The organism is Gimesia panareensis (assembly GCF_007748155.1).
GTDB classification, from domain to species: domain Bacteria; phylum Planctomycetota; class Planctomycetia; order Planctomycetales; family Planctomycetaceae; genus Gimesia; species Gimesia panareensis.
This window is the reverse complement of record NZ_CP037421.1, coordinates 2,433,161-2,457,089: the sequence shown is the minus strand read 5'-3', so window position 1 is coordinate 2,457,089 and position 23,929 is coordinate 2,433,161. Positions and strand designations below refer to the sequence as shown.

General features: G+C 52.5%; 21 protein-coding genes. 9 read left to right on the top strand and 12 right to left on the bottom strand.

Annotated elements, in window-relative coordinates; all coding sequences use genetic code 11:
- Positions 1–96: 96 nt before the first annotated feature.
- Positions 97–1,830, top strand: a complete 1,734-nt coding sequence (locus tag Enr10x_RS09065; protein WP_145116307.1) for an alpha-keto acid decarboxylase family protein — start codon at positions 97–99, stop codon at positions 1,828–1,830.
- Positions 1,831–1,982: 152 nt separating this feature from the next.
- Here the strand turns inward: Enr10x_RS09065 and Enr10x_RS09060 are convergent, their stop codons facing one another.
- From Enr10x_RS09060 to Enr10x_RS09040, 5 genes are all read right to left on the bottom strand, one after another.
- On the bottom strand, positions 1,983–2,159 hold the full coding sequence (locus Enr10x_RS09060; RefSeq protein WP_232093271.1) for a hypothetical protein: 177 nt from the start codon (positions 2,157–2,159) through the stop codon (positions 1,983–1,985).
- Positions 2,160–2,473: 314 nt separating this feature from the next.
- Entirely contained in the window at positions 2,474–2,746 is a 273-nt protein-coding gene (locus Enr10x_RS09055; protein WP_145108952.1) for a hypothetical protein, read from the bottom strand.
- A gap of 271 nt (positions 2,747–3,017) precedes the next feature.
- Positions 3,018–4,322, bottom strand: coding sequence for a GspE/PulE family protein (locus tag Enr10x_RS09050; protein WP_197996561.1), 1,305 nt, complete (start codon positions 4,320–4,322; stop codon positions 3,018–3,020).
- Between the two features lie 114 nt (positions 4,323–4,436).
- A complete protein-coding gene (gene dapA / locus Enr10x_RS09045; protein WP_145108959.1) occupies positions 4,437–5,324 on the bottom strand; it encodes a 4-hydroxy-tetrahydrodipicolinate synthase in 888 nt (295 codons plus the stop codon).
- 78 nt (positions 5,325–5,402) lie between these two features.
- Positions 5,403–6,323: an NAD(P)-dependent oxidoreductase gene (locus tag Enr10x_RS09040; protein ID WP_145108962.1), complete on the bottom strand. Its 921-nt coding sequence runs from the start codon at positions 6,321–6,323 to the stop codon at positions 5,403–5,405.
- A gap of 345 nt (positions 6,324–6,668) precedes the next feature.
- On the opposite strand from Enr10x_RS09040, the gene Enr10x_RS09035 reads away from it, so the two are divergent.
- The 3 genes from Enr10x_RS09035 to Enr10x_RS09025 are packed head-to-tail and all read left to right on the top strand — an operon-like array spanning position 6,669 to position 8,848.
- Positions 6,669–7,115, top strand: coding sequence for a hypothetical protein (locus tag Enr10x_RS09035; RefSeq protein WP_145108965.1), 447 nt, complete (start codon positions 6,669–6,671; stop codon positions 7,113–7,115).
- A 59-nt stretch (positions 7,116–7,174) separates the two neighbouring features.
- The gene (locus tag Enr10x_RS09030; protein WP_145108968.1) at positions 7,175–8,116 is read left to right on the top strand and encodes an aminotransferase class IV; all 942 of its coding nucleotides are present in this window, start codon (positions 7,175–7,177) and stop codon (positions 8,114–8,116) included.
- Positions 8,117–8,167: 51 nt separating this feature from the next.
- Positions 8,168–8,848 (top strand): class I SAM-dependent methyltransferase, encoded by a 681-nt coding sequence (locus tag Enr10x_RS09025; protein WP_145448824.1) that lies wholly within the window; start codon positions 8,168–8,170, stop codon positions 8,846–8,848.
- Between the two features lie 18 nt (positions 8,849–8,866).
- Here Enr10x_RS09025 and Enr10x_RS09020 read toward each other — a convergent pair whose 3' ends face one another.
- The 4 genes from Enr10x_RS09020 to Enr10x_RS09005 form a co-directional block, all read right to left on the bottom strand.
- Positions 8,867–9,943, bottom strand: coding sequence for an EF-hand domain-containing protein (locus tag Enr10x_RS09020; RefSeq protein WP_145448823.1), 1,077 nt, complete (start codon positions 9,941–9,943; stop codon positions 8,867–8,869).
- Between the two features lie 177 nt (positions 9,944–10,120).
- Positions 10,121–11,872 carry a hypothetical protein gene (locus Enr10x_RS09015; protein ID WP_145448822.1) on the bottom strand — a complete coding sequence of 584 codons (1,752 nt, stop codon included), beginning with the start codon at positions 11,870–11,872 and terminating at the stop codon, positions 10,121–10,123.
- Between the two features lie 243 nt (positions 11,873–12,115).
- Entirely contained in the window at positions 12,116–13,075 is a 960-nt protein-coding gene (locus Enr10x_RS09010; protein WP_145108980.1) for a S1C family serine protease, read from the bottom strand.
- 73 nt (positions 13,076–13,148) lie between these two features.
- Positions 13,149–14,270, bottom strand: coding sequence for a cytochrome c (locus Enr10x_RS09005; RefSeq protein WP_145108983.1), 1,122 nt, complete (start codon positions 14,268–14,270; stop codon positions 13,149–13,151).
- Between the two features lie 564 nt (positions 14,271–14,834).
- On the opposite strand from Enr10x_RS09005, the gene Enr10x_RS09000 reads away from it, so the two are divergent.
- Positions 14,835–15,305 carry a hypothetical protein gene (locus Enr10x_RS09000; protein ID WP_145108986.1) on the top strand — a complete coding sequence of 157 codons (471 nt, stop codon included), beginning with the start codon at positions 14,835–14,837 and terminating at the stop codon, positions 15,303–15,305.
- Positions 15,306–15,515: 210 nt separating this feature from the next.
- Here Enr10x_RS09000 and Enr10x_RS08995 read toward each other — a convergent pair whose 3' ends face one another.
- Positions 15,516–17,483: a sodium:solute symporter family protein gene (locus Enr10x_RS08995; RefSeq protein ID WP_145108989.1), complete on the bottom strand. Its 1,968-nt coding sequence runs from the start codon at positions 17,481–17,483 to the stop codon at positions 15,516–15,518.
- Between the two features lie 160 nt (positions 17,484–17,643).
- On the opposite strand from Enr10x_RS08995, the gene murD reads away from it, so the two are divergent.
- Positions 17,644–19,065: a UDP-N-acetylmuramoyl-L-alanine--D-glutamate ligase gene (gene murD, locus Enr10x_RS08990; RefSeq protein WP_145108992.1), complete on the top strand. Its 1,422-nt coding sequence runs from the start codon at positions 17,644–17,646 to the stop codon at positions 19,063–19,065.
- Here murD and epmB read toward each other — a convergent pair.
- On the bottom strand, positions 19,062–20,069 hold the full coding sequence (gene epmB, locus Enr10x_RS08985; protein ID WP_145448821.1) for an EF-P beta-lysylation protein EpmB: 1,008 nt from the start codon (positions 20,067–20,069) through the stop codon (positions 19,062–19,064). The genes murD and epmB overlap by 4 nt on opposite strands.
- Positions 20,070–20,311: 242 nt before the next feature.
- Here epmB and efp point away from each other — a divergent pair, with 242 nt between their 5' ends.
- From efp to miaB, 3 genes are all read left to right on the top strand, one after another.
- Entirely contained in the window at positions 20,312–20,884 is a 573-nt protein-coding gene (gene efp, locus Enr10x_RS08980) for an elongation factor P (protein ID WP_145108998.1), read from the top strand.
- A gap of 262 nt (positions 20,885–21,146) precedes the next feature.
- Entirely contained in the window at positions 21,147–21,365 is a 219-nt protein-coding gene (locus tag Enr10x_RS08975) for a hypothetical protein (protein WP_145448820.1), read from the top strand.
- Between the two features lie 92 nt (positions 21,366–21,457).
- The gene (gene miaB, locus Enr10x_RS08970) at positions 21,458–22,993 is read left to right on the top strand and encodes a tRNA (N6-isopentenyl adenosine(37)-C2)-methylthiotransferase MiaB (protein ID WP_145448819.1); all 1,536 of its coding nucleotides are present in this window, start codon (positions 21,458–21,460) and stop codon (positions 22,991–22,993) included.
- Positions 22,994–22,996: 3 nt separating this feature from the next.
- On the opposite strand, the gene Enr10x_RS08965 is transcribed toward miaB, so the two are convergent.
- The gene (locus Enr10x_RS08965) at positions 22,997–23,899 is read right to left on the bottom strand and encodes a TIGR01777 family oxidoreductase (protein WP_145448818.1); all 903 of its coding nucleotides are present in this window, start codon (positions 23,897–23,899) and stop codon (positions 22,997–22,999) included.
- Between the last annotated feature and the right edge of the window lie 30 nt (positions 23,900–23,929).

Genomic DNA, 23,929 nt, shown 5'->3' with positions numbered 1-23,929 from the left:
CTGTTCTGAGTCTGCGAAATGCTATAATGGATGATGAACACTTCATTCATTATAGCATTCTCATAAAATCATTCATCCTGCAAGGAAGGGTATATGATGGCAGCTCGCAAAACAGACACCAGATCCAGGTCCGGCGGAACCAAGTCCCGGACAAAGAAGAAATCCACGGCAAAACGTGCTTCGGAAAAGACGAACGGTAAAGTTCATACGATCGGCAGTTACCTGATTCAGCGTCTCCAGGATTACGGAATCACCGATCTGTTCGGGATCCCGGGCGATTTTGTTCTGCAGTTCTATGGCATGCTGGAAGAAAGTCCGATTCGCGTTGTCGGAACGACCCGGGAAGACAATGCAGGTTATGCCGCCGACGGCTATGCCCGCGTGCATGGTCTGGGAGCGGTCTGTGTGACCTATTGCGTGGGGGGCTTGAGCCTGTGTAACTCCATCGCGGGGGCCTATGCCGAAAAATCGCCCGTGATCGTCATCAGTGGTTCTCCAGGGATGACAGAACGTGCGACTGACCCGTTGCTGCACCACCGAGTAAAAGACTTCCACACCCAACGGGATGTATTTGAGAAAATTACCGTGGCCACGGCCGTGCTGGATGATCCAATGACCGCCTTCCAGGAAATTGATCGCTGTCTGGAAGCCTGTGTACGCTACAAGCGGCCCGTCTATCTGGAAATTCCTCGCGACTGCGTCCACAAAAAAGCGATCGTGCCCCATGTTCCTGATGACAGTCAGCTGGAGAGCGATCAGAATGCGCTCCGCGAATCATTGGCAGAGGCGAAGGAATTACTTGAGGCCAGCAAAAAACCTGTCATCGTGGCCGGGGTTGAGCTACACCGCTTCGGCTTACGGGAAGAGGTCCTCAAGTTTGCCGAAAAGCACCAGATTCCGATGTGTGCCACGATTCTCGGAAAATCGGTCGTCAGTGAATCACATCCTCTCTATCTGGGCGTGTATGAAGGTGCTATGGGACGCAATGAAGTCCAGCGGTACGTCGAAGAGAGTGACTGCGTGATCCTGCTGGGGACATTCATGACCGATATTAACCTGGGGATCTACACGGCACATCTGGATCCGGGGAAATGCATCTATGCCACCAGCGAAAAAATGCGGATCAGCTATCATCATTTCCACGATGTGGTCTTCTCTGATTTCGTGAAATCGTTGAGTAAACAGAAAATGAAAGTGGTCAAGCGGAAAATACCGGATCAGGTCCGACCCCCGCAGGTTGAATTCAAGGTGGATCCGACACAGCCGGTGACGACGAAACACCTGTTTCAGAGTATCAATCAGATCCTCACAGATGATTCCGTAGTGGTGACCGATGTGGGAGATTGCCTGTTTGGGGCCGTCGACCTGACGATCAGTACCCATACCAAGTTTCTCAGTCCGGCTTATTACACTTCGATGGGCTTTGCCATTCCTGCTTCCATCGGTGCCCAGGTGGCCAATGAGAAGCTGAGGCCGATCGTTCTCGTCGGGGATGGGGCGTTTCAGATGACCTGCCTGGAACTCTCAACGGCCCTCAAGCTCGGATTCAACCCGATTGTGATCGTGCTCAATAACAAGGGCTACACAACCGAGCGATTCTTGCAGGAAGGTCCGTTTAATAACATTCCCGACTGGAAGTACCACAATATCACCGATCTGCTCGGCGGGGGCTGGGGATTTGAAGTGAGCACCGAAGGTGATCTGGAGAAAGCTCTCAAAGCCGCTCTGGCCAACAAGGACAGCTTGAGCGTGATCAACGTGCATCTGAAGTCGACCGATGTCAGCCCGGCACTGACTCGTCTGGCTGAGAAAATGTCAAAACAGCTGTAAGCTGGCTTGGTATAAAGATGGAAAAAAAGCCGGGCGAGAGTCCCGTTCTCATCGTCCGGCTTGAATCCTTTCGCATGCAGATTTCGGCACAAGGCGCAAAACCTGCGTGAGTTACTACGAAAGGGTCCCCCCTGTTGTGTTCCTCGCAGCGATTATTGCTGCTGCTGGGATTCCCGTTCCAGCTTGTACTGTTCCAGGACTTCTCGCTGATTATACAGCTGTTCCTCGGGACCGGCCGGGAAGAACTGCACATCATCATCCAGGTAATAGGCTGAAGGCAATGTCTGGCCTCCCATACTGGTCTGGCAGCCAGAGTTTGCTAATCCCATTAATGCTAAACCCAGTACTCCAACAGTTGACCAATTTTTAAGCTGGCGAATCACCATGATTGTCCTCGGAAAGTAAAGTTGTCAAATGGTACCTGTCGGGGAGAAACGGAAACAGGTTAAAACAAGTACCGGTAATACCTTATATTCAACCATCTCTTCGGGAAATGACTGGTAAGGTCACGCATTACTATCATGTGTGTACTCTTATTATCGACAAACAAAACCGGAATCTTCGGTATATTCTGCGCAATCGGACAATATTTTGTATCAGGAACCCGCAGCAGGCATAGATATGGCGTAGTGTGTAAATTGGATCAGTTGTTTGTTCCCGCTTTGAGATCCCCCTGCTCCGCTCCCCGCAGATGTTCCCGTTTGTACTGTTCCAGGACTTCCCGTTGATTGTACAACTGCTCCTCTGAGGTATAGGGGAAGAGTTGCACTACATCGGCACTGTAAAAATCGTAATGGTGGGGGGACACATGGACTTGTGCTTCACGGGCCTTTTGATTTTGAATGCTGGTGTAAGCGATCACCGAGAAGAAGAGTAGGACGGTGCAGAGTAGAACGGGTTTCTGGCGAGCCTGCATGATAACCTCGAACAAATTGGAAAAGGGAACAGCTGCAATTCAGAGGCAGCTTTGGTGAGAGGGAGAGAGGATGGCCCTCAGAGAGACTTGAGACTTAGCTGAGGGCTTCGCTGGAGTGATGACGTGAAGGATCTACCACTCCATCAGTAGAATATCGGCTGCCGTAATCGGAAACTTTAACGCAGCCAGCCTGGTTTGACAGTGCGCACCGGGAGTGTCACTATCCCGGGAGCCCGACTACGCTGGTTAGCAGTACAGAAGTGCGCGGAACTTAGCCCTGTTTAAACGCCCGTTGTAATTCTTCGAGAGAAGTCTTGCCTTCGGCGACCAGGCGGATTCCGTCATGCTGCAGAGAGGGCATCTCCTGTTTTTTGGCCAGTGCTTTGATTTTGGCAGGATCGCCTCCACCGATGATCAGTTGCTTCATCTCATCGGTCATCTCGATCATTTCCAGTAACAGGGTCTGTCCGTAGTAACCCAACCCGTCACATTTTTCACATGGCTCGATTTCGTTACCTTCCTCATCCACGGTGTCACGTGGCGGACGGTACAGCATTTTCGTTGTCTTGGGTAAACCCATTTTCGCAATCAGCTTCGGATTGGGACGAAATGCTTCTTTGCAGCTGTCGCAGAGTGTGCGAATCAGCTTATAGCCGACGACGCACCGCAGGGCATTGACGCCCGTTTCAACACTACCAGCCAGTTTGCAGAACTTCATCAGGCCGGCAATGGCATCTTTGGCCGAAATTTCGGCAATCATGGTGATCTCATCTTTGACACCCAGGATGCTGCGGACATAGTCTTCATCCGTAATCGGCTTCAGGTAGATGATATCCGCTTCCATCCGGATGATACGCCGCAGTTCGTCGTCAAAGGTGTCCCCCTCTTTTTCATCCAGTGTCGCGATGTGACTGAATTCACGGTGCTCGGGTTCAGCCAATGCAAAAATCGTATATTGATAGGCGTCTACCGAGCGAACCACACCAAAGGTGGTCGTCGTCAGCCCCGAACTGGGAGGCCCACTGACCAGGATCAGACCATTCCGCCCGGTACTCAGCGAACGGATCCGTTCTTTGAGTTCTTCGGTAATGCCGATATCATCCGCGCGATCCAGGGGATGTTTTACATCAATGGCTTTGACCGTCAGCCGTTCACCGCCCTGGGTGGGAGCAGTCGAAACACGCAACTGATACTTGACCTCTTCCAGTTCCGCATGCACGCCCCCTTGCTGAGGGCGTTTTCTTTCCTGGATATTCAGGCCGGAGAGCAGTTTAATGATCTGCACAACGGCCATGCCCTGCTGCTTGGAAAGTTTCGGTCCGGGATTGGGTACACCATCGACATAAAAGGCGACCTGATACCGTTCTCCCTTGGGCTCAAACCGGATGAGTTGTGCCCTGAGTGCCAGCCCGTCGGTAATAATGTCTTTGGCAGGTATCAGCCCGGCTTTTACCAGCCTGGCATTATCCTTCAGATTCGCCGGCTGACCATTCAATGCGCCCTGGAACGAGACCGGTTCGATCTCTTCTTCGAATTCTTCCTCTTCTTCCCGGGACTTTCCAAAACCAAAGATCACAGGCGTTACCTCATATATCAATTTTTATCAATGGGAATGAATATCTGGCTGGCGATCAAAATTCAGATGTTTGCGACCAGTCGGTCAGCGCTGGTTCCTATTTTAACAGAAACCCTACAGCAGGCCATAATCCTGCAGTGTTTTCTCAAGCACCTTCATCGACTGAGAGTCGAGTTGCGTCATCGGGAGACGAACTTCACCGTTGTCCCGTCCGAGCAACTGCATGGCTGCTTTAATGGGAATCGGGTTTGTCGCAAGGCCCAGCAGGTTCCGGCAGAGTGTGAACAGTTTAAAGTGCCATTCGCGGGCCTTATTCAGATCTCCTGCATTGAAAGCGTCGAGCATGGATTTGACATCGCCGGGAACGATATTGCCCACAACCGATACAACCCCCTTGCCTCCCAGTGCCATCAGAGGCAGCGTCAGGCTGTCATCACCCGAGAGGACGGCCAGATCGCAGCAGGACAGGATGTGAGAAGCCTGGTCCATCGAACCGGTAGATTCCTTCACAGCGACGATGTTCGGGATTTCCGCCAGGCGAATGATCGTTTCCGGTTCAATGTTCTTGGCGGTCCGACCGGGAATATTATAGATCACAATCGGCAGGCCGACGGATTCGGCAATCGCCTGGTAATGCTGATAAAACCCATCCTGGGTCGGCTTGTTATAATACGGGGCGACGTGCAAGGCACCATCGGCTCCCGCCTGCTCAGCGTATTTGGTCAGTTCGATGGCTTCACGGGTGCTGTTGGAACCGGTACCTGCCATGACTTTGATGCGGCCGGCGGCCTGTTCGCAGACGATGGAAATCACCTGTTTGTGTTCATCGTGCGACAGCGTTGGTGATTCACCAGTCGTTCCCACCGGACACAGGGTGTCGGTCCCCTGTTCAACGTGGTAATCGACCAGCGCCCGCAGCGCACTTTCATCGATTTCGCCATTCTTGAACGGGGTGATCATTGCCACGGAAAGACCTGCGAACAGGTCACTTTGATTCGCCATGCTTATCTTACCTTACTTGAAAATCTACTGTGCAGATCTGATCGGTCCGATCAGTTCGATATCAGTTGCGTGCTTATGCTAAGAGCGGTTTTCCCAGTCCACGTTGGACAGGGAGGCCAGTGCCAGCTGCAGAGCATGTGTACCATCGCGACCATGTCCCTGTGCCTGGACTGCCAGGTAAAGCTGATGTCCCAGTGCCAGACCGGGCAGACTCAGGTTCATCGCTTTCGCTTCCGCCAGGGCAATTCCCATGTCCTTGATAAAGTGTTCCACAAAAAAGCCCGGATCAAAGTTGTTATCCATGATCCGTGGTCCCAGGTTGGAAAGTGACCAACTGCCGGCAGCGCCACTGCCCACTGATTGCAGTACCGTAGGCAGGTCCAGACCGGCTTTATAACCGTAGAGCAGTGCTTCGCAGACGCCGATCATGTTGGTGGCAATCAGAATCTGATTCACCATCTTGGTGTGCTGTCCGGAACCGGGGCCCCCCTGGTAAACGATGGTTTTTCCCATGGCATCCCAGCAGGGCTTGAGGGCATCCACCACCGCCTGGTCACCGCCGATCATGATAGACAGCGTTCCGTTTTTCGCACCTACGTCGCCACCGGAGACCGGAGCATCGACACTAAAGACTCCCTTAGCCTCTGCAGCTTCAGCAATTTCGACTGCCAGGGAAGGATCGCTGGTGGTCATGTCGACCAGAATTTTCCCTGCAAAGGCACCTGCGAGTGCCCCCTCCTCACCCAGCATCACTTCGCGGACGTCTGTCGGGAAACCGACGATCGAAAAGATCACGTCGGCTGCTTCGGCGACTGCTTTCGGTGAATCGGCCCAGGAAGCCCCTTTCTGAATCAGAGGCTCCGCTTTTGATTTACTGCGAGTATAAACCGTAGCCGAGAACCCCGCATCCATCAGGTGTCCCACCATACTGGCTCCCATGACTCCGGTTCCAATCCAGCCAATTTTTGTGGTTCCCGGTTGAATGGTTGGTATCGCCATAAAATCAATCCTTTTGTCTTTTTAATCAAATTCGTCAATATGCTTACAATCATCCGTTCGATGTCCAATTGGAGATCGTAAAAAAATGATTGCCATATCTCAAGTTAGCACAATATTTCCCTCTGGCAGTATATCGAGCTGAGACCCAGATGTCATATGACTGGTTCATTTTTTTGGGAACAAATGCCGCCCGTCACTGAATTTCTGACTCGTTTTCCGGCGGGATCGGAAAAGAAACTTGCGAATCAGATCCTGGCGAGGGAGAATCTTTTAGAGAAACAGCTCCCTGCCCCACCCCACGCGAATTCAGGTTGACTAATTTTCAGATTGTGAGACAGGTTTGTGATGAAAATCAAGTTCTTGGTGCTGTGGCTGATAACCGGGGCGGCACTTTCGATTGTGGAACCGTCAGTGGTACAGGCTCAGTGCAACCGCTATCCCTGTGGCCCCGATGGTGCTCCCCTGCTGCAGATGCTGACCCCGCAGGGATTCATGGGAGCCGATTTCCGTGGCAGCTGTTCACAGCATGATCAGTGTTACCAGATACCGGGAATCAACCGGCGCTATTGTGATTTACGGTTAAAGCAGGAACTGCATCGCCGCTGTGAATGTTCTGCGTTTCCTCTTGGGTGCCGCATGGTGGCTAACATGATGTACATGCAGGTCCGACTGTTTGGCAGGCGGCCTTACTTGAACTCACAGTCCCGGTCGCCTTATTATGCACCACCTCCGGTCTATCCGGCACCGGCCCCGGTTGTCTATCCAGCTCCGGTCGTCTATTACGGATATTAGCCGGCACGGTCCAGCAGCCTTACTCCCGATTTCCCTCTCGCATAGTACGAAGTAACCAGATGTCCGAGCCCCAGGCATATCTGAATGGTGCTTATCTCCCCCAGTCGGAAGCAAAACTGGCTGTATCAGATCTGGGGATCGTCTATGGTGCTGCCGTCACTGAGATGGTTCGCACTTTCCAGCAACGACCGTTCATGCTGGAAGCACATCTGGACCGCCTCTATGCTGCACTGGAATATGCCTGTATTGATACGCCCCTTACAGCGGATGATCTCAAGCGGATCTGTCTCAACCTGATCGAACAGAACGGGGCTCTGTTACCTGCCGGGGAAGAACTGGGGTTAACGGTCTTTGTCACCGCGGGGCAGAACCTGCCTTACCTCGGAATGGCTGAACTGGACGCCTGCCGCACACCCACTGTCTGCGTACATACTTTTCCACTGGCGTTTGAGCTGTGGGATCAGAAATATACCAGCGGTCAATACCTGATCCGCTCGGAAGTCGAACAACTGAACCCGCGGGTCTTTGATCCCCGCGTCAAATCCCGCAGTCGAATCCATCTTTATCGCGCCGACAAACTGATTCGCAAACAGGTTCCGGCAGCGAGTGCCCTGTTGTTTGACGAACAGGGTTTCGTCGCAGAAACGACCATCGGCAACTTTTTTCTGGTGCAGGATCGGATCATGCTCACGCCCCGTCCCGAGTACGTTCTGGGGGGGATCAGCCAGATGATGACGGCCCGATTAGCGAAGCAACTGGGACTGGACTATGTGGAAACCGATATTTCCGAAGAAATGGTTCTTCAGGCAGACGAAGCATTGACCTCCTCCAGTGGCTATTGTCTGATGCCTGTTACGCGTTACAATGATCATTTCCTTTCAGAGGGAAAGCCGGGGCCTGTGTTTCAACAGTTGATCACAGCCTGGAGTCAGGAAGTGGGAGTCGATATTATCGCCCAGGCGCAGCAGATTGGTGCCGCGCGCCGCGGTCAACTCTCCTGAAGCATCGTTTTGTTTTCTCATGTCGTTTGATTGAATCCCGGGAACCTGGACGTGTCACATTATCTGGAATTTTTTAAACAGTTTCGAACGACTTTTGAAACCACCGGGGCGATTGCGCCCAGCAGCCGGTTCCTGGCCAGCAATATGGCAGAACCGATGAAACGACATCAGGGCCCCAAACGAGTACTGGAGATCGGTCCTGGAACCGGCGCGGTGACTCGTGAAATTGTCAAACAGATTCGCCCTGAAGATTCACTGGACCTGGTGGAACTGAATGAAAAGTTCGTTGAGATTCTGCACAGGCGGTTCGATGCAGAACGGGCCTTTCAGGAAATCAAACACCTGACCTCGATTCACAACTGCCCGCTGCAGGAATATGGTGTCGGTGAGGAATACGATTTCATCGTCTCCGGACTGCCCCTGAATAATTTTCCGACCGATCTGGTCAGCGATATTTTTGAAGCCTATTTCCGGCTGTTGAAGCCAGGCGGAGTGCTCTCGTATTTTGAATACATGTATGTGCGGCCGGTGCGTAAGGTGGTCTCGCGGGGTCCTGAAAACGACCGGATTTGTCAGATCGATGAAATCATGCGGAGCTACACCAACCAGTATCGGATTCGCACCAACTGGATCTGGTTCAATCTCCCTCCAGCCTGGGTACAGCATCTGCAAAAGACAGATAGCCCGCCCCCGTTGATTGAGCAGGCTGCGCCACAGGAACAGAACTCCTGATTCTGAGTGCGGTACTCTTTATTCAGACGCTTTCTGTTTTGAATCGTCTTTGGGCTGATCCAGTGCAGGTCGGCCTGGTCTTTTGACAGAGGTCGGATTGTAGCGTCGTTGCGGACGCGGTTGCCCCGCAATTTCACTCTGATCCAGGAATCCATCGCGGTTCCGGTCCACCTCGTCGAACCAGCGGTTGATCTGCTGTAGTTCTTCGCGGCTGAGTTTCCCGTCTCCATTCTGATCGACGGTTCGCAGGAACTGAGCCCCCGAGCGGGGGAAGGAATTGCCGAATCGCGTGCGGGACATGTCTGGTGCCTGCATCTCGGGCCGTTTCATTTCCCCGTCTACAACTTCAGGTTTCTTACCGCGATCAGCGTCGCGTCGTCCCGGACGTTGTGGCGGACGGAATGCAGCCATTGCTTTCATAAATTCTTCTTTGGTGAGCGTAGCATCGGCTTCCTTCCCCGACCGTTCGAAGATGCGATTCAGCATGAAGCGAGCCCGTTCCGGGGCTTCGTCCAGAGTCAGTTTGCCGTCCTGATTGGTGTCCAGAGATTTGAAGAAGCGTTCGGCGCGTTCCGGGGAATTCATGCCGGGGCCCTCGGGACGCGGCGGGCGGCGGTTGCCAAACATATTTCCCATCCGCTCAAGTTGTTCCAGCGAGATCTCATCGGTATTTAAACGCTGAAACAGTGGTTCCATCCGTTCGCGTAAGGGCTCGGGTAATTCATCCTTCGAGATTTTTTTATCTCCGTTGCGGTCCAGACGGCTCAGGAAGCGATTGTAAAATCGAGGACCCTGGTTCCCCCGACGCTCATCGCCGGCTTCGAATTTCTGATCCTCTTTTTTCAGCCCTCCTTCAAACTCCCCTTTCGTCAGTTTCCCGTCTTTGTTCTGGTCTCCCGAGCGAAGCAGGAATTCAAAGAAACGTGATTTTTCATCGGGAACTTCATCGGCAGTGATGGTCCCGTCGGAGTTCTTATCCAGTTGCTGGAATACTTTTTCCTTCGAGGATGTTTCTTCATCGGGAGCCGCGAACGTGGAAACCGTAGAAAAGCCAAACAGAGTGACGAGTGCCAGTACGGGGGAAATGCGTTGCATGACCGTCTCTTTCCTGAAAACATCGAAAACTGAAAACAGACAGGGGGTGTTCCCTGCGATTATACAATTAAACACGCGTCAGGTCGAAAAGTATTGCCGGAACTGAAATTTTCAGCAGCGCATGAAAAAACCCGGTGAGCGACCTCACCGGGTGGGAATACTGATCAGATGATCGTTTCAGTTAGCCCGTTTCATGGAGTAATTCGAGCTGAAGAAACCCTGATCATCGGGAATGGTATATCCGCCAGTCACGGGCAGGTATTTCTGGAAAAATGAGAATGGCGGAAGCTTGGAAAGATCAATCCCTTCCAGCTTGATGTCATCCTGTGATTTCTTGACCAGGTCATACAGTGCATGCAGTTGTGCATCTGCATTCTGGTAGTTGATGATCGAAGTTTTTTCCGGGAAGTTTTCGGAGATCTGCTTGTAATTGGGATTGTTGATCAGCGAACCTACGCCGCGGTCTTTCCGCAGAATACTTTCAATCTGTTTCACATCATTGGAGATGAAGAGCTGATCTTCGGCAATGCAGAATGCAGCGTCAGCAGGGGATTTCAACACGGCAGCAGGAAGCTGATACAGGGTGGTCCCCTGGAATTCACGTGCCTGTCCCGGGAAGTCATCCCGCGTGGTCAGAGAAGCAATGATCTTCTGGAACGCGTCGGAATTCTTCAGGCCTAAGGCGACGACAAACTGTCCGGACATCTGAGTCAGGTCAATCTGCTCGCCTTCCTTGATTTCTGTTGCGATCTGAATCCGACCGCTCAGGTTATCAATGATATCTTTCTTGATGTGGATTTTCGGGCCATCGGGATTATCGGCCATCTGATCGATGATCGCCGCCATGGCGCCCGGACGTCCCTGGAAACCGTCGAACAGGGTTTCAATGGAATCATAGGCTCCGACAATGCTCCAGTTGATGGAGTAATAAGAAGAGACTTTATCGGAGACCCAGACAGGAGGCTGTTGCGCGATCGCGGGACATTTGAAAATATCAATGATCCCGGAAGTGGGCTGTTCGACATACGTGAACGTTTTCGTAATCGCATCGAAGTTCTTTGTTGCGATATAGCTCGAACCACCGACGGCTTTCAGTTGAGTAAGTCCCAGAGCGGGCAGGAATCCCTGGATCATGCCGACCTGGGGATTGACGCGACTGGCCACACCCAGAATGGACTGCAGGGCTCCCACCGGGTTCATGTACCAGTGCATGACTGCCGGAGCATCCGCATCCGCACATTTATTGAGAATGTACTGGTATTCCTTTTTAGCAGAGAGCGTTCCCTGAGCCTGTCCATCCCATTTAGCCAGGACTCCTTCCAGGATCTTTTCATCATTGGAAGCAACAAATGTTTTGTCTTTCAGGAAGTAAGCAAATTTTTTGGACAGCGGCACTTTGACCGGGCCTGCATCATCCCCTTCTTTTTCAAAGGAGAATATGGTGATTTTGGTTCCATCGACACTGCTGATGGATCGCTTCGCGCCTTCTTTGTCGAGCCCCTCTGCCGTTTTCTCGAGAATCTTCTCGACGATCTCACCACTCTCGCCATATTCGACGAAGGCCAGACCGCCAAATTTCCCTTCATCGCTTTTCACAAATGCGATACAGAATTCGCCAGCCGGGATGCTGAGGACGTTGCTCAGCCCGAGGTCAGTTTCTGCCTCGAACATTTTCGAGTATTTTTCCACGAGCTGAACCAGATCTTTTTTCATATCTGCGAAAGCCGGGTCACGGACCATTTCCGCCATTGAGCTCTGTGCCCACTTTTCTTCCAGCAGTTCTACATCCGGAATGGAGAAGTAGAGCATGGAATCCCCGGGGATTCGCTGGGCAGCAGTCACCCGCTCCTGGGCTTGCGTGTCTTGCGCGGTCAGCAGGAACATCGCCTGCATTAACATGAATGTGAAAAACAAAAGTGGCTTTCTCATGGGAGCCTTCATTCTTTCTCTACCTGAGGGGATAAAGGTACTTCGCTCTGGATTTAACTCATCCGATCTGTCAAATCTCAGGAGCGCAACGATGTCGGTTACTGTCTATTTGTAGTTGTAGCAATTCTGGATTTTCTGGCAAGATCAACCTGCACACAGACTTTCGTCGATTTTCAGGATTATCTGACAGAAACAGTCGACGGCACTACCATGCAAACGGGCTGCCGGTTGCAGAAAATCAAATTACTTTTCAATTTCCGATGATTTTCTACGTGGTGCATCAAAATAACGATATCCTGTGTTGGGGCTGGTTTTATCGAATGCAAATGCGTCACGATTATCCAGAAAATGTTTCACATAAGAGATGGGGATTGCGAATCCCAGGCCCTCTCCCAGAATCAGCTTCATGTTGGTCACCCCAATCACTTCGCCTCGGGAATTAAACAGAGGCCCCCCGCTGTTACCCGGGTTGATCTGCGTGGTGGTCTGGATATATACAATTCCCTGCATGTTCCGGTTGCGCGTACTGATGATGCCCCGTGAGACGGAGCGCTCCAGTCCGAGAGGGTTTCCGATGGCGAACACTTCTTCCCCTTCCCGCTGCTGGTCATCCTCTGCCAGATAGACATAGCGAAAGGGAAAATCTTTCTGGCGCGGAATGCGCAGGAGGGCCAGATCGAAGAAGGGATTCAACGCGATGATTTCAACGTCTTTGATCTGGCGTCGCTGAAATTCCCCCGTTTTTGTGCGATGAAAAATCGTGACGGCGATCCGGGTTTCTTTTTCAACAACATGATAATTCGTGACGCAGTAACCACGGTCATTAATAATAAATCCGGAACCGAGTCCGCTGGGAGTCTGGACCAGGGTAACGGCTTCACCGTAGATGCGTGCCAGTTCCTTAATGCTTTTGGCCGGCAGTTGGGCGACGGAGTAGAATTTATCTTTGCTTTTGCTCACACTCGGTTTGTCCGAGGAGAGGGAATCGCCTTTGGTACGGGAACGGACCTGGTCGGCAGGGATGCGGATGACTTCGATGCCGATGTCAACCAGCAGGTAGTCTGCGCCCTGTTTGAGCACATCCCCCTGGACTTTGTGACCATTGACCAGTTCAATGACGTCAGCCTGCGTTTTAGAGCAGATGCTGAGTACCGCGACCAGCAGACAGAGTTTTCGTATCAGGCAGCACCGGTTGTAAATCATTCCGTCGATTTCCTCTCTTCTTAGCGGCTGTCAGTCTTAAGCTGACGCGAGTCGTTTCGCGTCAGGATCGCTGTTACTCTTTGTACTCGCTATGGCATTCCGTGCAGGATTTATAGACCCGGGACATGCCCTGATCGAATTCCGGGAAATTGTCATTCTTAGCCGCTTCGACCATTTTCAGGCAGGCTTCCTGCATGGGGTTCGCATAACCCAGAAAGCCTTTGTCATCCACATAGCCGTAGCCTTCGAGTGTGATGATCTTGGAAATGGCGGCCAGCAGGTGAGCCTCTTCGATCACTTTTTCCTTCTCGGCCTTGAGGGCATCTGCGCTGCCCACATTCGATTTGAGCCATTTATAGGAAATATCGGCGCGTTTCATCAGATCGCCCATCGAAGCCACTTCGGCGATCGGTTTCTTATCATCGGATTCCGGCAACCCCGCGGGAGCACTCCCGTTCATGATTACAATCATCTGCTCGTAAGGAATCTGTAATGCACGGTACGATTTGGCCCCGCGCGTCAATGGTTCAGCGGTAAATTGGGCTGACAGGTCACGCAGGTATTTGGCATTCTTCTTCCAGCCGATGTCGTCAGGATGCTCATTGGCAATTTCGGCCAGGGCTGCCAGTGTTGCGGTGAAAGTGGGCAACTCCAGGTAGCTCGTGTTATAGGTACCCACAGATTGCATATTTTTCGTCAGACGGTTACGAATATCTTTGACCTGTGCTTCCAGAATGGGCATGGGGATAATCGTTTTCCAGTCGAGCCCGCCTGAACCGCCCGCACTCGCCTGTGTCGGGGCAGCTTTCATTTCTCCTGCGGGAGCTGGTGTCGTTGAATTGGCAGCGACATTCGTTCCCGGTAGCGCAACCGGCTGGACAGACTGATTATCACCGGCAACTGCGAGCGGATTGTCAAACCAGACGTCGTAGGGAATCCCGTCGATCATCTTGCGACCCTCTTTTTCAGCAGGTGCCGGTTTGGGTTGAGATTGTGTGGGCGTTGTTTGCGCGACCTGGGGAGTGGTTTGGGCTGCCGGGGCGGCAGGTGCCTGAGTCTGCTGTTGAGCAGGAGCGGGTGCAGGAGCACTGCTACCACCGCAACCGGTGAACAGGGAAACTGTCAGACAGGCTCCTGCTGTCAGTGCAAAGCAACGAATTGGTTTCCGATACCATTGCCGAGTTGGCTTGTTCATGGATGTCTCCCTCAAGTCCTTGAAATAAAACCAATTAGATTATGTGAGATCTTACCGGGAGATGCAACTCCAGCTTGCCCAGTTTATTAAATTGATTTGACGGGCAGGACTTGACGGAATCGATCGGTCAGGATTGAGAAAATCAAGAAAACCACGTGTCGAATGGTCCGCAAGCGGTTTCCTGGACCGCGATTGACTCAACTCTCGGCCATCAAGCTGTAAAAGTATTCCGATCAGGGCGACCGGGTGCGTTTGGCTGTTTAAGTAAAAATATGGCGATCGTCCCTTGTCAACTTAAACTCCACTTATTATTTCTGACCATTATCAGGTGCGTAACTGGTACCGGTTTTTCGCCCCCTTCGCCGAAAAAGACGCGACTTCAACTTCGGTGAAGTTATACTTGAGTGGTGGACAACCGCAAAAATCGTTTCCTGACTATTCTTTTGTCTGACATTGATTTCTGGAGAATGAATGCAGGCACGTTGTTGGGGACACACAACATTGATTTTATCAATCAGCTGCCATCATGGAGTTCACCATGGTCGCAAAAGGAGTAATTGAGAGATGAACAAGATTGTTTATTACACGTTGGGCATGATTGCCCTTTCCCTGACAACAGCTCAGGCTGCAGGACCTTCCTTGAATTTTGGTCAGGGATTTCTGTTGAGCCAGACAACTGCACCGCCTCCGGCGCCAGCTGCTGTTCCTGAGCCGATGCCCGAGTTGGCACCTCAACCGTATGAACACCACGTCGCTTCTCCGGCAATTCCGTTATTTGACTGTGTTAAATACAGAAAAACCAAGAACATTTCTCCCTGTGCAAATCCCAAACTGGTTATGATCGTCGATCCTTGTGCTCCGAAGAAAAGCTGCTGTGAGCCAGGATGTGTTGCTGTAGAAATCTGTGCTCCTGCCTGCGGGTGTGAGTGCGTTCGCTGCAGCAAAGATGGCCGACGGAAAGTATTTGACTACGGGAAATACAAAGTGGTCGTTGAATCTCAGCGTGGTAAAGTAGTTGTGACTTACCGCGACTAAAGAGAGCTGAATTAGCTTCATCACAATTTCGAACAGCCAGAAACGCTTTTGTTTCTGGCTGTTTTTTTGCGCACAGGTAAAAGCAGTTGGGCCTCTGTCTGCAGTGAGTCCCGACCGCAGCCCCCCCTGCGAGAGAGGGAATTCCCCGGCGTTAGTTCGTAACTGAACGCAATCTGATTCTGAAAACAGGAACCTGAAAGCGATCAGTGCTCAGGCAAGTTTTGCCAGCAGATTGGTCAGAAAGATAATCGCTGCGACACCGCACCAGGCCAGCACAAAACCCCCCAGGTCCTGGAAGGTCGGCTTGGGGATCTCAATGTCTTTCGAATTGGGGAACATCTTCGGACACATCGGTTCCGGTTCTGCAGGCAGCGTGCAAGGTGCCTCGATCTCTTCGTTCAATTTGACCGGCGTGTGCATCAGGGTAAAGAAATGGTCCAGTTTTTCCTGTGACTGTCGGGGGGTGAGGAAACTGACTATCACACCACTGAGGATCGCCAGACTCATGAAAAAGAACATCTGCCAGACGTCCCGCATTTCGGTGGCAGACTTAAACATGCTTTCTGGGAGTTTTCCGGAACCATAGAGCACGTCTGCATGAAAGGCGACCCCGATCCAGACCAGAATCCCCACGATTGTGGAGACCCAGACCGAAATCACATTCCAGCGGCGCCAGATAATGCCAATCCAGAGGCTGATGCCGATGCAGGCAGGAGTCTTCACAATGATCTTGAGGGCGTGGATGATATCGGTAAATGTGGTCTGCAGAATGAGTGCCAGTATCACAATAATCAGGCCGGCAATACGACCCACCCAGAGGTAATGCCGCTGCGATTTATTCTTCACGAGACATTTACGATAGATATTCTCGGTAAACAGACCGCTGGAGATAATCATCTGGGCATCGCTGGTACTCATGACCGCTGCCAGTAGCGATGCCAGCAGCAGACCAATCAACCCGGGAGCAATCCGCGGCAGGATGTCATGGGCTGCCATGCCAAACAGTTTGTCTGCAAAATTACGGTCCGACGTATCTATTTCCTTTTTTTCTGCATCGGAGAGCTGATTGTATTCGGGGCTGGCCCGCACCACGAGCGACTGGTAGACCGCCTGGTCCGCAGGATCGGGTGAGTTTTTGAGAGGACTGTTATCGCCCATGTACCAGACGATGCAGGCCAGTCCGGTAAAGGTCCAGGCGACCGTACAGAACCGCTTCAGGAAGTTACCCACAGTAAAACCGAAGCGGCCTTCGTATTCCGTCTTCCCTGCTCCACAGACGCCCATAATGTGTGGCTGAATCACAATCCCGGCCAGCGCCGTAACGGACAGCATGAAGACGTAAAATGGTGTAATCGGTTCCCCCATCGTGGCTGCCAGTTCCGGGCTCACAGTCAGGTCCAGCATTCCCTTTTTGAGATCCGCATTCTGGTTGAGTTCTCCAAAACCACCTATCTCATAGAACACGAACGGGAGCAGCAGAAACGAGAAGACGATGGTCAAAATCCCCTGGATGAAGTCGGTGATGATCGCCGCCCCCAGACCACCGGCCATACCGTAGATCACGAACATGACCGTGACCGCCAGGATCGCGTACTCGTAGCCCTGCAACCTGCGTTCGGTAAGCTGAAAGGATTTGGTTTCCGTATTCCATTCCGCTGCCGGCACCATGATATTTGCTTCCACGGCAATACGGTCCAGCTCATTTCCTGTCAGGGCATCCACCATTTTACCAGTGCCGAACAGTCCCCCGGCGATGAAGGTAATCGAGATGGCAATCCCGTAAAAGGAATACAGGACGGCGGTGGGACCATTAAAACGCGTTTCAAAGAAGTCGGCTGTGGTCAGTGCCCGCATGCGACGCATGATGGGAGCCACGATCCAGTAGAACGGCGTCGCCCAGAGCCAGAGGAACTGCCACCAGATCCCTGCCAGTCCTGCCCGCCAGGTTCCCGCGACGACACTGATGGCCTGCTCGCTGCTCGTTCCTGAACCGAACGCAAAGAACATCATGAAAACTTTACCGAACCGGCGCCCCCCCATGAAGAAGTCGGCCATATCTTTTACTTTTTTCACCGACCAGAGACCGATGGCGAGAATGACGACGAAATAGATAGCCAGTACAATCCAGTCAGCGATATGGAGCCCGAGCCAGGCATTCGATTCGGCGGCGAGTAACATAGGCCTGTCCTCTTATTCAGGAGCCTTTGGTAAATATTGTTTCGAAATCAGCCTACCGCGGATTTGAGAAATATGCAAACCTATTGATACAGGGGCACTCTGAATCTCCTCTGAAGACATCGATGTGACTGTCAGAAACTCTAACTGCGAAACTGAAATCATGTCCTGCAAACCCTTTCTGCTTCAAAATCAGGATCTGAGTGGCTGCCGTGTCACTGTGCTGGGACTGGGGCGGTTTGGTGGGGGAATTGCGGTCACTCAGTTTCTGGCCGCCCGTGGTGCACAGATAACCGTGCTGGATGCGAAAACCGCTGCGGAATTAGAGGACTCACTGGATCAGTTACAGGACATCCCTCAGGTCAGTTTCATCCTGGGCGAAGCTTCACCGGAACTCCCCCCAACGGATCTATTGGTCGTGAATCCAGCCATTCCCCCGCGGCATCCCCTGCTCATCCAGGCTGAAGCGGAGCAGATTCCGGTTACCAGTGAGATAGAACTGTTCTGGCAGCTCAACCCCGCCCGCGTAGTGGGCGTGACCGGGAGTAACGGAAAATCGACCACCACGGCCATGATTCATTCCGTCTTTTCCGTCTCGGGAGCAAAGTGCTGGCTGGGAGGGAATATCGGCGTCAGCCTGCTGCCTGTGGTTGATCAGATCCAGCCCGTTGACTGGGTGATTCTCGAATTGAGCAGCTTTCAACTGTTTACACTCGATCGATTACAGGTAAGTCCGCAGATTGCGGTGGTCACGAACTTCAGCCCGAATCATCTCGACTGGCATCAGACCCTGGAACACTATCGGCACTCCAAACAAGCGATCTGCCGCTGGCAAACCTCAGATGAGACCGTGATTATCAATGCCGATGATCCTGATCTGAGAGACTGGGATTTTCCGGGAAACGTACTTACTTTTGGTAGTAACGCCGATCTCAACCCGGATGTATTGGTGGAGGAGCAGGAATTCGTAGCTCACCAGTTTTCTCAAAAACTTCAGCCACAATTGAAGGTACCGGGCTGGCATAATCGGATGAATGCTGCCGCGGCGATCACGGCTGGAATCTGTACCGATCTGGATCGAAAGGTGATACAACAGGGATTAGAGAGCTTTGAAGGGCTGCCGCATCGCCTGCAGTTCATCGGCGAATTTGCAGGACGCCGGTTCTATAATGATTCGCTGGCGACGACTCCCGAGTCCGCCATCTGTGCTTTAGAGGCTTTTGAACCGGGTCAGGTGATCGCGCTGGCGGGCGGCTACGATAAGAAAGTGGACCTGACCCCTTTTTCCCGCGAACTGTTTACGCGGACAAAAGCAACCGCACTGATGGGGGATACCGGAGTGAATTTGCATGAGCTGATGACGAATCAGCGAATGAAGAACCAGCCGAATGCGGATGTCGCCATTTCCGAGCCGCAACAGTCGTTCAAAGCCGCGTTCGACTGGGCCTTTCAACAGTCGGCTCCCGGTGACGTCATCCTCCTCTCCCCCGGCTGTGCCAGTTATGGCTGGTTTTCGAACTTTCAGGAACGGGGTGCGCGCTTTGAATCGCTTTTCAGGAAGCTTTCCCAGAACAGTCCTGGTTAATCCATCAGCGAAGTTTTGTGCGGTTCGCCCATGATTTCCCGCACATACTGGGGGACAGCATAGCCTGGCAGTCGGACCCGCAGTTCACGAATCAATGCCCTCCCCTGCGCTTCCGGAACCTCAAAGTGGGCGACTCCACTCACGCGATCGAGTTGATGCAGATAGTAGGGCATGACTCCCAGATTGATCAGTTTCTCTGACAACCCTACCAGGGGCTCCACAACATCATTGACGCCTTTGAGCAGGACGGCCTGATTCAATACGGGAATGCCCGACTGGATGAGTTGCTGGATCGCCTGTTCAACATCAACAGCGATCTCCTGGGGGTGATTGGCGTGGATGACCATCCAGACTGTGGTGCCTGCTGCTTTGGTGCGTTCCAGGATCTCAATCAGTCCTGAGTGAATGCGGTCCGGTAAGACCACCGGCAGTCGGCTGTGGATCCGCAGTCGTTTGACATGCGGGATCGCCGCGATACGCTCACAGAACACCCGCAATCGTGCGTCAGTCAGCATCAGCGGGTCACCACCACTGAGAATGACTTCCTGAATGGATGCGTCCTGCTCCAATGCGTCCCAGACCGCTTCCCACTCCGCCAGGGTACGGGGATCCTCTCCGTAAGGATAATGACGTCGAAAACAGTAGCGACAATGGATGGCACAGGCACCGCTGGCGATCAGCAGGGCTCGTCCATGGTACTTATGCAGCAGACCGGGAGTGGGCCGGACCTGCAGATCGCCGACGGCATCGTTGCTGAAGCCTGGGAACTGGTCCTCTTCCGCCTGAAGGGGCAGTACCTGTTTCAACAGAGGATCATGCGGATTGCCTGGTTCCATCCGTGCCAGATAGCTGGGGGGAACCATCAATGGGAACAAACGGGCACTTTTTTCCGCGGCGGGCAGCAGTTCTTCTGGCAGTCTCAAGCGGGTGATCAGTTCCTGCGGATCCCGAATCGATTGCGCGAGTGACTTCTGCCAGGTGGTTTCGGGTAAAGTTGAGGACATGAACGCCTGATATTACAGTGGTATGAGGGAATTCCAGGCAGCTGGACCATCTGGAACTCAGGCGGAATTGACAATGTCCGCTCCTGAGGGGCTCAATCGGGACAAAAGGGGGCAAGAATTGCCTTACAATTCGTCTGCTCTCCGTTTGCAACGGCTGGAAGATATGTTATTCTCTCGCCCTTGGAAATAAAACTCAAACGTATTTTTTTACACAACTCCATCATTGTCAGAGAAATCAAGCAATGCCACAAATCAGCACAGGCGATTTTCGCAAGGGTATTAAAGTTATTGTCGAAGGTGAACCGTACGAAATGATCGAGGTCAATTTCGTCAAACCGGGTAAGGGACAGGCCTTATATCGTACCAAACTGCGAAATCTGCTGAAGGGAACGATTCTCGACCGGACCTATAAGAGTGGCGGGGAAAGTCTGGAGCAGGCTGACATTCGCAAAGGCGATGGTCAGTATATGTACAAGGATGCCACTGGCCTGCATTTCATGGACAATGATACTTACGAGCAATACTCCATTGATGAAGCAGTCTGTGGCAATGCTGCCGACTACCTGCTGGATGGGGCCATCTGCAGCCTGCTGTTCTGGAATGATCAGCTGATCGGCATGGATCCGCCACAGCAGGTGATTGTGGAAGTCACCTACACTGAACCAGCTGCCAAAGGAAATACGGCTACCAACGTCACCAAGCCTGCCACGGTCGAGACCGGGGCGACTGTCAACGTTCCCGCCTTTATCAATGTGGGTGAAAAAATCAAAGTGGATACTGCCACCGGTTCCTATGTAGAACGGGTTCGGGAGTAAAACACAACCCGCAAGAGGTATCTGGACTCTGTTAAGTACCTTTGCGCAGTGATAAATTGCTCTAAATGCTTAGTTTTTATGATTCTTTTGCGTAGGTTTCATGAAACTGGGCAAAATGATATTGAATTATTAACAGGTGTTACCAAAAATACCTGAACGGACTTCGTATCAATAGAAATACGAAGCGCTTAAAGGAGTTTACCGCCAGGTCGTCACTGATAATTTACTGCAAACGCCGCCATGGATCTCAGGGAGGATTGACATGGATGTCTGGAATCTGATTTTGTACGTTGTTGCATCACTGTTAGCGCTGAAATCTCTGGCGTCATTGATGTCGCATCATAAAAAAGTCGTTGTCCAGCAACTGGCGATCGAGTATACGCAGGAGATGACCCCTCAGGGGAAGAAAGCCGCACCAGATCAGATGCCCGACCCCCAGGCAGATCTGTCTCCCGCGGACCAGAATGCCTCAGCAGCCTGAAGCGTATAAGTGCTGTTTCTGACTGGATCTCAGTTGAAATCCCGGGGCCGTCCGTATCCGTGTTTCTTTAATTGAATAAGTAAAAGCAGTTCATGTCGCAGTCAGAAGAAATTACTCAGCAAGATCCGGAGTCTGTCCAGACCGACTCCGCCCCCGCCGACGTGGTCACTGACCATAACCACAAGCTCTATATCGAAACCGTAGGCTGCCAGATGAATATGCTGGACAGCGAGCTTGTCGTTGCGGATCTGCGCAAACGGGGTTATGAGCTGACTCAGAACGTCAAAGAGGCAGAGACCGTTCTGTTCAACACCTGCAGTGTCCGTGAGCATGCCGAGCACAAGATTTACAGCTCGCTGGGACGGCTGCGCTATGGTGCCCGTAAGAACCCGAAGAAAGTAATCGGGGTGATGGGTTGCATGGCACAAAAAGATCAGAAGCTGATCTTCCAGAAAGCCCCCCAGGTCGACTTCGTCGTCGGAACCGGACAACTGGCCCAGGTAGCCGAACTGATCGACAAGGCGCGCGTCAACCACAGTCAAAACAGACGCAGTCGGGAACTGGCGGTTGGACTGGGCCGGAAAGATGGTAAGCGGGAAGAGATTACCAACAGCTTCCAGAGCTATGATCCCCTGCGCGACCCGGAAATGCGCCCCTCCCCTTACCAGGCGTTCGTCCGCATTATGATTGGCTGCGACAAATTCTGTTCTTACTGCGTGGTCCCTTCGACACGCGGTCCCGAACAGAGCCGTGGCCCTCGTGAAATCCTTTCCGAAGTCAAAGTGCTGGCGGATCAGGGCGTCAAGGAAGTCACCCTGCTCGGGCAGACCGTCAACAGCTACAAACACACGCAGGATGGAAAACTCTATCGCCTGTCAGATCTGCTTTATCTGATTCACGATGTAGAAGGCATCGATCGCATCAAGTTCGTCACCAGCTATCCCAAGGATATGACCAATGACCTGCTGGAAGCGATTCGGGATTTGCCGAAAGCGACCCGCTATCTGCATGTCCCGCTGCAGCACGGCTGCGATGATGTCTTGAAGTACATGAAACGGGGCTACACCGTCGAAGATTACCGGGACATGATGCACCGCATCAACGAAATCCTGCCCGGCTGTTCTGTGTCCAGCGACTTCATCGTCGGGCATCCGGGTGAGACCGAGGAGTCACATCAGAAGAGCCTCGAGTCGATTCGCGAATTCCGGTTCAAGAACAGTTTCATCTTCAAATACAGTGAGCGTCCCGGCACCAAGGCTGCAGAACGATTTGAGGACGACATCCCCGAGGAAATCAAAAAACGCCGCAATAATGAAATGCTGGACCTGCAGAATGAGATCAGCGAAGCAGACAATGCTGAGTTCATCGGCCGGCAGGTTGAGGTTCTGGTGGAAGGCCCGAGTAAATCGGCGCTCAAAGCCAGTGACGATTCCGCAGACTCTCTGGCAGAACAGCTGATGGGACGTTCCAAATGTGACCGGATTGTAGTCTTTGACGGCAATCCGCGCCTGGCAGGTTCGCTGGCAGATGTAGAGGTCATTGATGTGACGCCGACTACTTTGATCGGGAATATCATTACCCGCGAATACCAGCATCAGTCAGGTGCGTCACTTCCGATCCTGCAGTAACACTTATTGCAGCACACTCCGAAACGCGTCTTCCAGCTTTGGATACTGGAACTGAAACCCCGCTTCCGTCAACCTGGTGGGGGTTGCGCGGGCACTGGTCAGCATCAGTTCCTGCCCCATCTCGCCAAACAGAGTTTTGATCCCCCAGGCGGGGACCGGCAGGCACGTGGGCCGCGACAGGACCTTCCCCAGAGTCTTCGTGAACTCCAGGTTGGTGACTTCATCCGGGGCAACAAAATTGACCGGCCCCGAGAGCTCTGTATGCTCCAGGCAGAACAGGATGGCGTTAATCACATCCGGCAGCGCAATCCAGCTCCAGTACTGTTTGCCTGAGCCGAGCTTGCCTCCCACGCCCATCTTGAAGGGCGTGACCATCTGCGACAGTGCCCCCCCCTTTCGATCGAGAATCATGCCGAATCGCATGTTGATAACACGGATGCCGGCATCGCGGGCTGAATGAGTGGCTTCTTCCCAGGCCTGGCAGACATCCGCCAGGAAACCGGCGCCCCGGGCACTGGTTTCATCGACCCGCTCGTCTCCCCGGTCACCATAAAAGCCAACTGCAGAGGCACACAGCAGGACCGAAGGTTTCTGTTCCAGGGCAGCAAGTTTACTCGCCAGGAGCGAAGTCGACTGGAAGCGGCTGTTAAAGATCTTCTGTTTCATCTCCGGGGACCAGCGTTTACCGGCGATGTTAACACCTCCCAGATGAATCACGGCGTCGATTCCCGCAAAGGCCTCGGGTTCCAGTTGTCCCTCGGCCGGATTCCAGACCACAGTTGTATCCGGAGTGTCAGGTGACTGTTTTCGTACCAGTCGCACGATTTCAAAATCAGCTTCGGATTCGAGACGCTGGCATAATGCGGAACCGACCAGCCCTGAACTGCCTGAAATGAGAACTTTCATGAGAGTGTCTTTTCCAATCCTTGGGGACTC

Coding starts and splice junctions, on each gene's coding strand:
- Enr10x_RS09065 (WP_145116307.1), top strand. CDS start 97: ATGGCAGCTCGCAAAACAGACACCAGATCCAGGTCCGGCGGAACCAAG.
- Enr10x_RS09060 (WP_232093271.1), bottom strand. CDS start 2,159: ATGGGATTAGCAAACTCTGGCTGCCAGACCAGTATGGGAGGCCAGACA.
- Enr10x_RS09055 (WP_145108952.1), bottom strand. CDS start 2,746: ATGCAGGCTCGCCAGAAACCCGTTCTACTCTGCACCGTCCTACTCTTC.
- dapA (WP_145108959.1), bottom strand. CDS start 5,324: ATGGCGAATCAAAGTGACCTGTTCGCAGGTCTTTCCGTGGCAATGATC.
- Enr10x_RS09040 (WP_145108962.1), bottom strand. CDS start 6,323: ATGGCGATACCAACCATTCAACCGGGAACCACAAAAATTGGCTGGATT.
- Enr10x_RS09035 (WP_145108965.1), top strand. CDS start 6,669: ATGAAAATCAAGTTCTTGGTGCTGTGGCTGATAACCGGGGCGGCACTT.
- Enr10x_RS09030 (WP_145108968.1), top strand. CDS start 7,175: ATGTCCGAGCCCCAGGCATATCTGAATGGTGCTTATCTCCCCCAGTCG.
- Enr10x_RS09020 (WP_145448823.1), bottom strand. CDS start 9,943: ATGCAACGCATTTCCCCCGTACTGGCACTCGTCACTCTGTTTGGCTTT.
- Enr10x_RS09015 (WP_145448822.1), bottom strand. CDS start 11,872: ATGAGAAAGCCACTTTTGTTTTTCACATTCATGTTAATGCAGGCGATG.
- Enr10x_RS09010 (WP_145108980.1), bottom strand. CDS start 13,075: ATGATTTACAACCGGTGCTGCCTGATACGAAAACTCTGTCTGCTGGTC.
- Enr10x_RS09005 (WP_145108983.1), bottom strand. CDS start 14,270: ATGAACAAGCCAACTCGGCAATGGTATCGGAAACCAATTCGTTGCTTT.
- Enr10x_RS09000 (WP_145108986.1), top strand. CDS start 14,835: ATGAACAAGATTGTTTATTACACGTTGGGCATGATTGCCCTTTCCCTG.
- Enr10x_RS08995 (WP_145108989.1), bottom strand. CDS start 17,483: ATGTTACTCGCCGCCGAATCGAATGCCTGGCTCGGGCTCCATATCGCT.
- murD (WP_145108992.1), top strand. CDS start 17,644: ATGTCCTGCAAACCCTTTCTGCTTCAAAATCAGGATCTGAGTGGCTGC.
- epmB (WP_145448821.1), bottom strand. CDS start 20,069: ATGTCCTCAACTTTACCCGAAACCACCTGGCAGAAGTCACTCGCGCAA.
- efp (WP_145108998.1), top strand. CDS start 20,312: ATGCCACAAATCAGCACAGGCGATTTTCGCAAGGGTATTAAAGTTATT.
- Enr10x_RS08975 (WP_145448820.1), top strand. CDS start 21,147: ATGGATGTCTGGAATCTGATTTTGTACGTTGTTGCATCACTGTTAGCG.
- miaB (WP_145448819.1), top strand. CDS start 21,458: ATGTCGCAGTCAGAAGAAATTACTCAGCAAGATCCGGAGTCTGTCCAG.
- Enr10x_RS08965 (WP_145448818.1), bottom strand. CDS start 23,899: ATGAAAGTTCTCATTTCAGGCAGTTCAGGGCTGGTCGGTTCCGCATTA.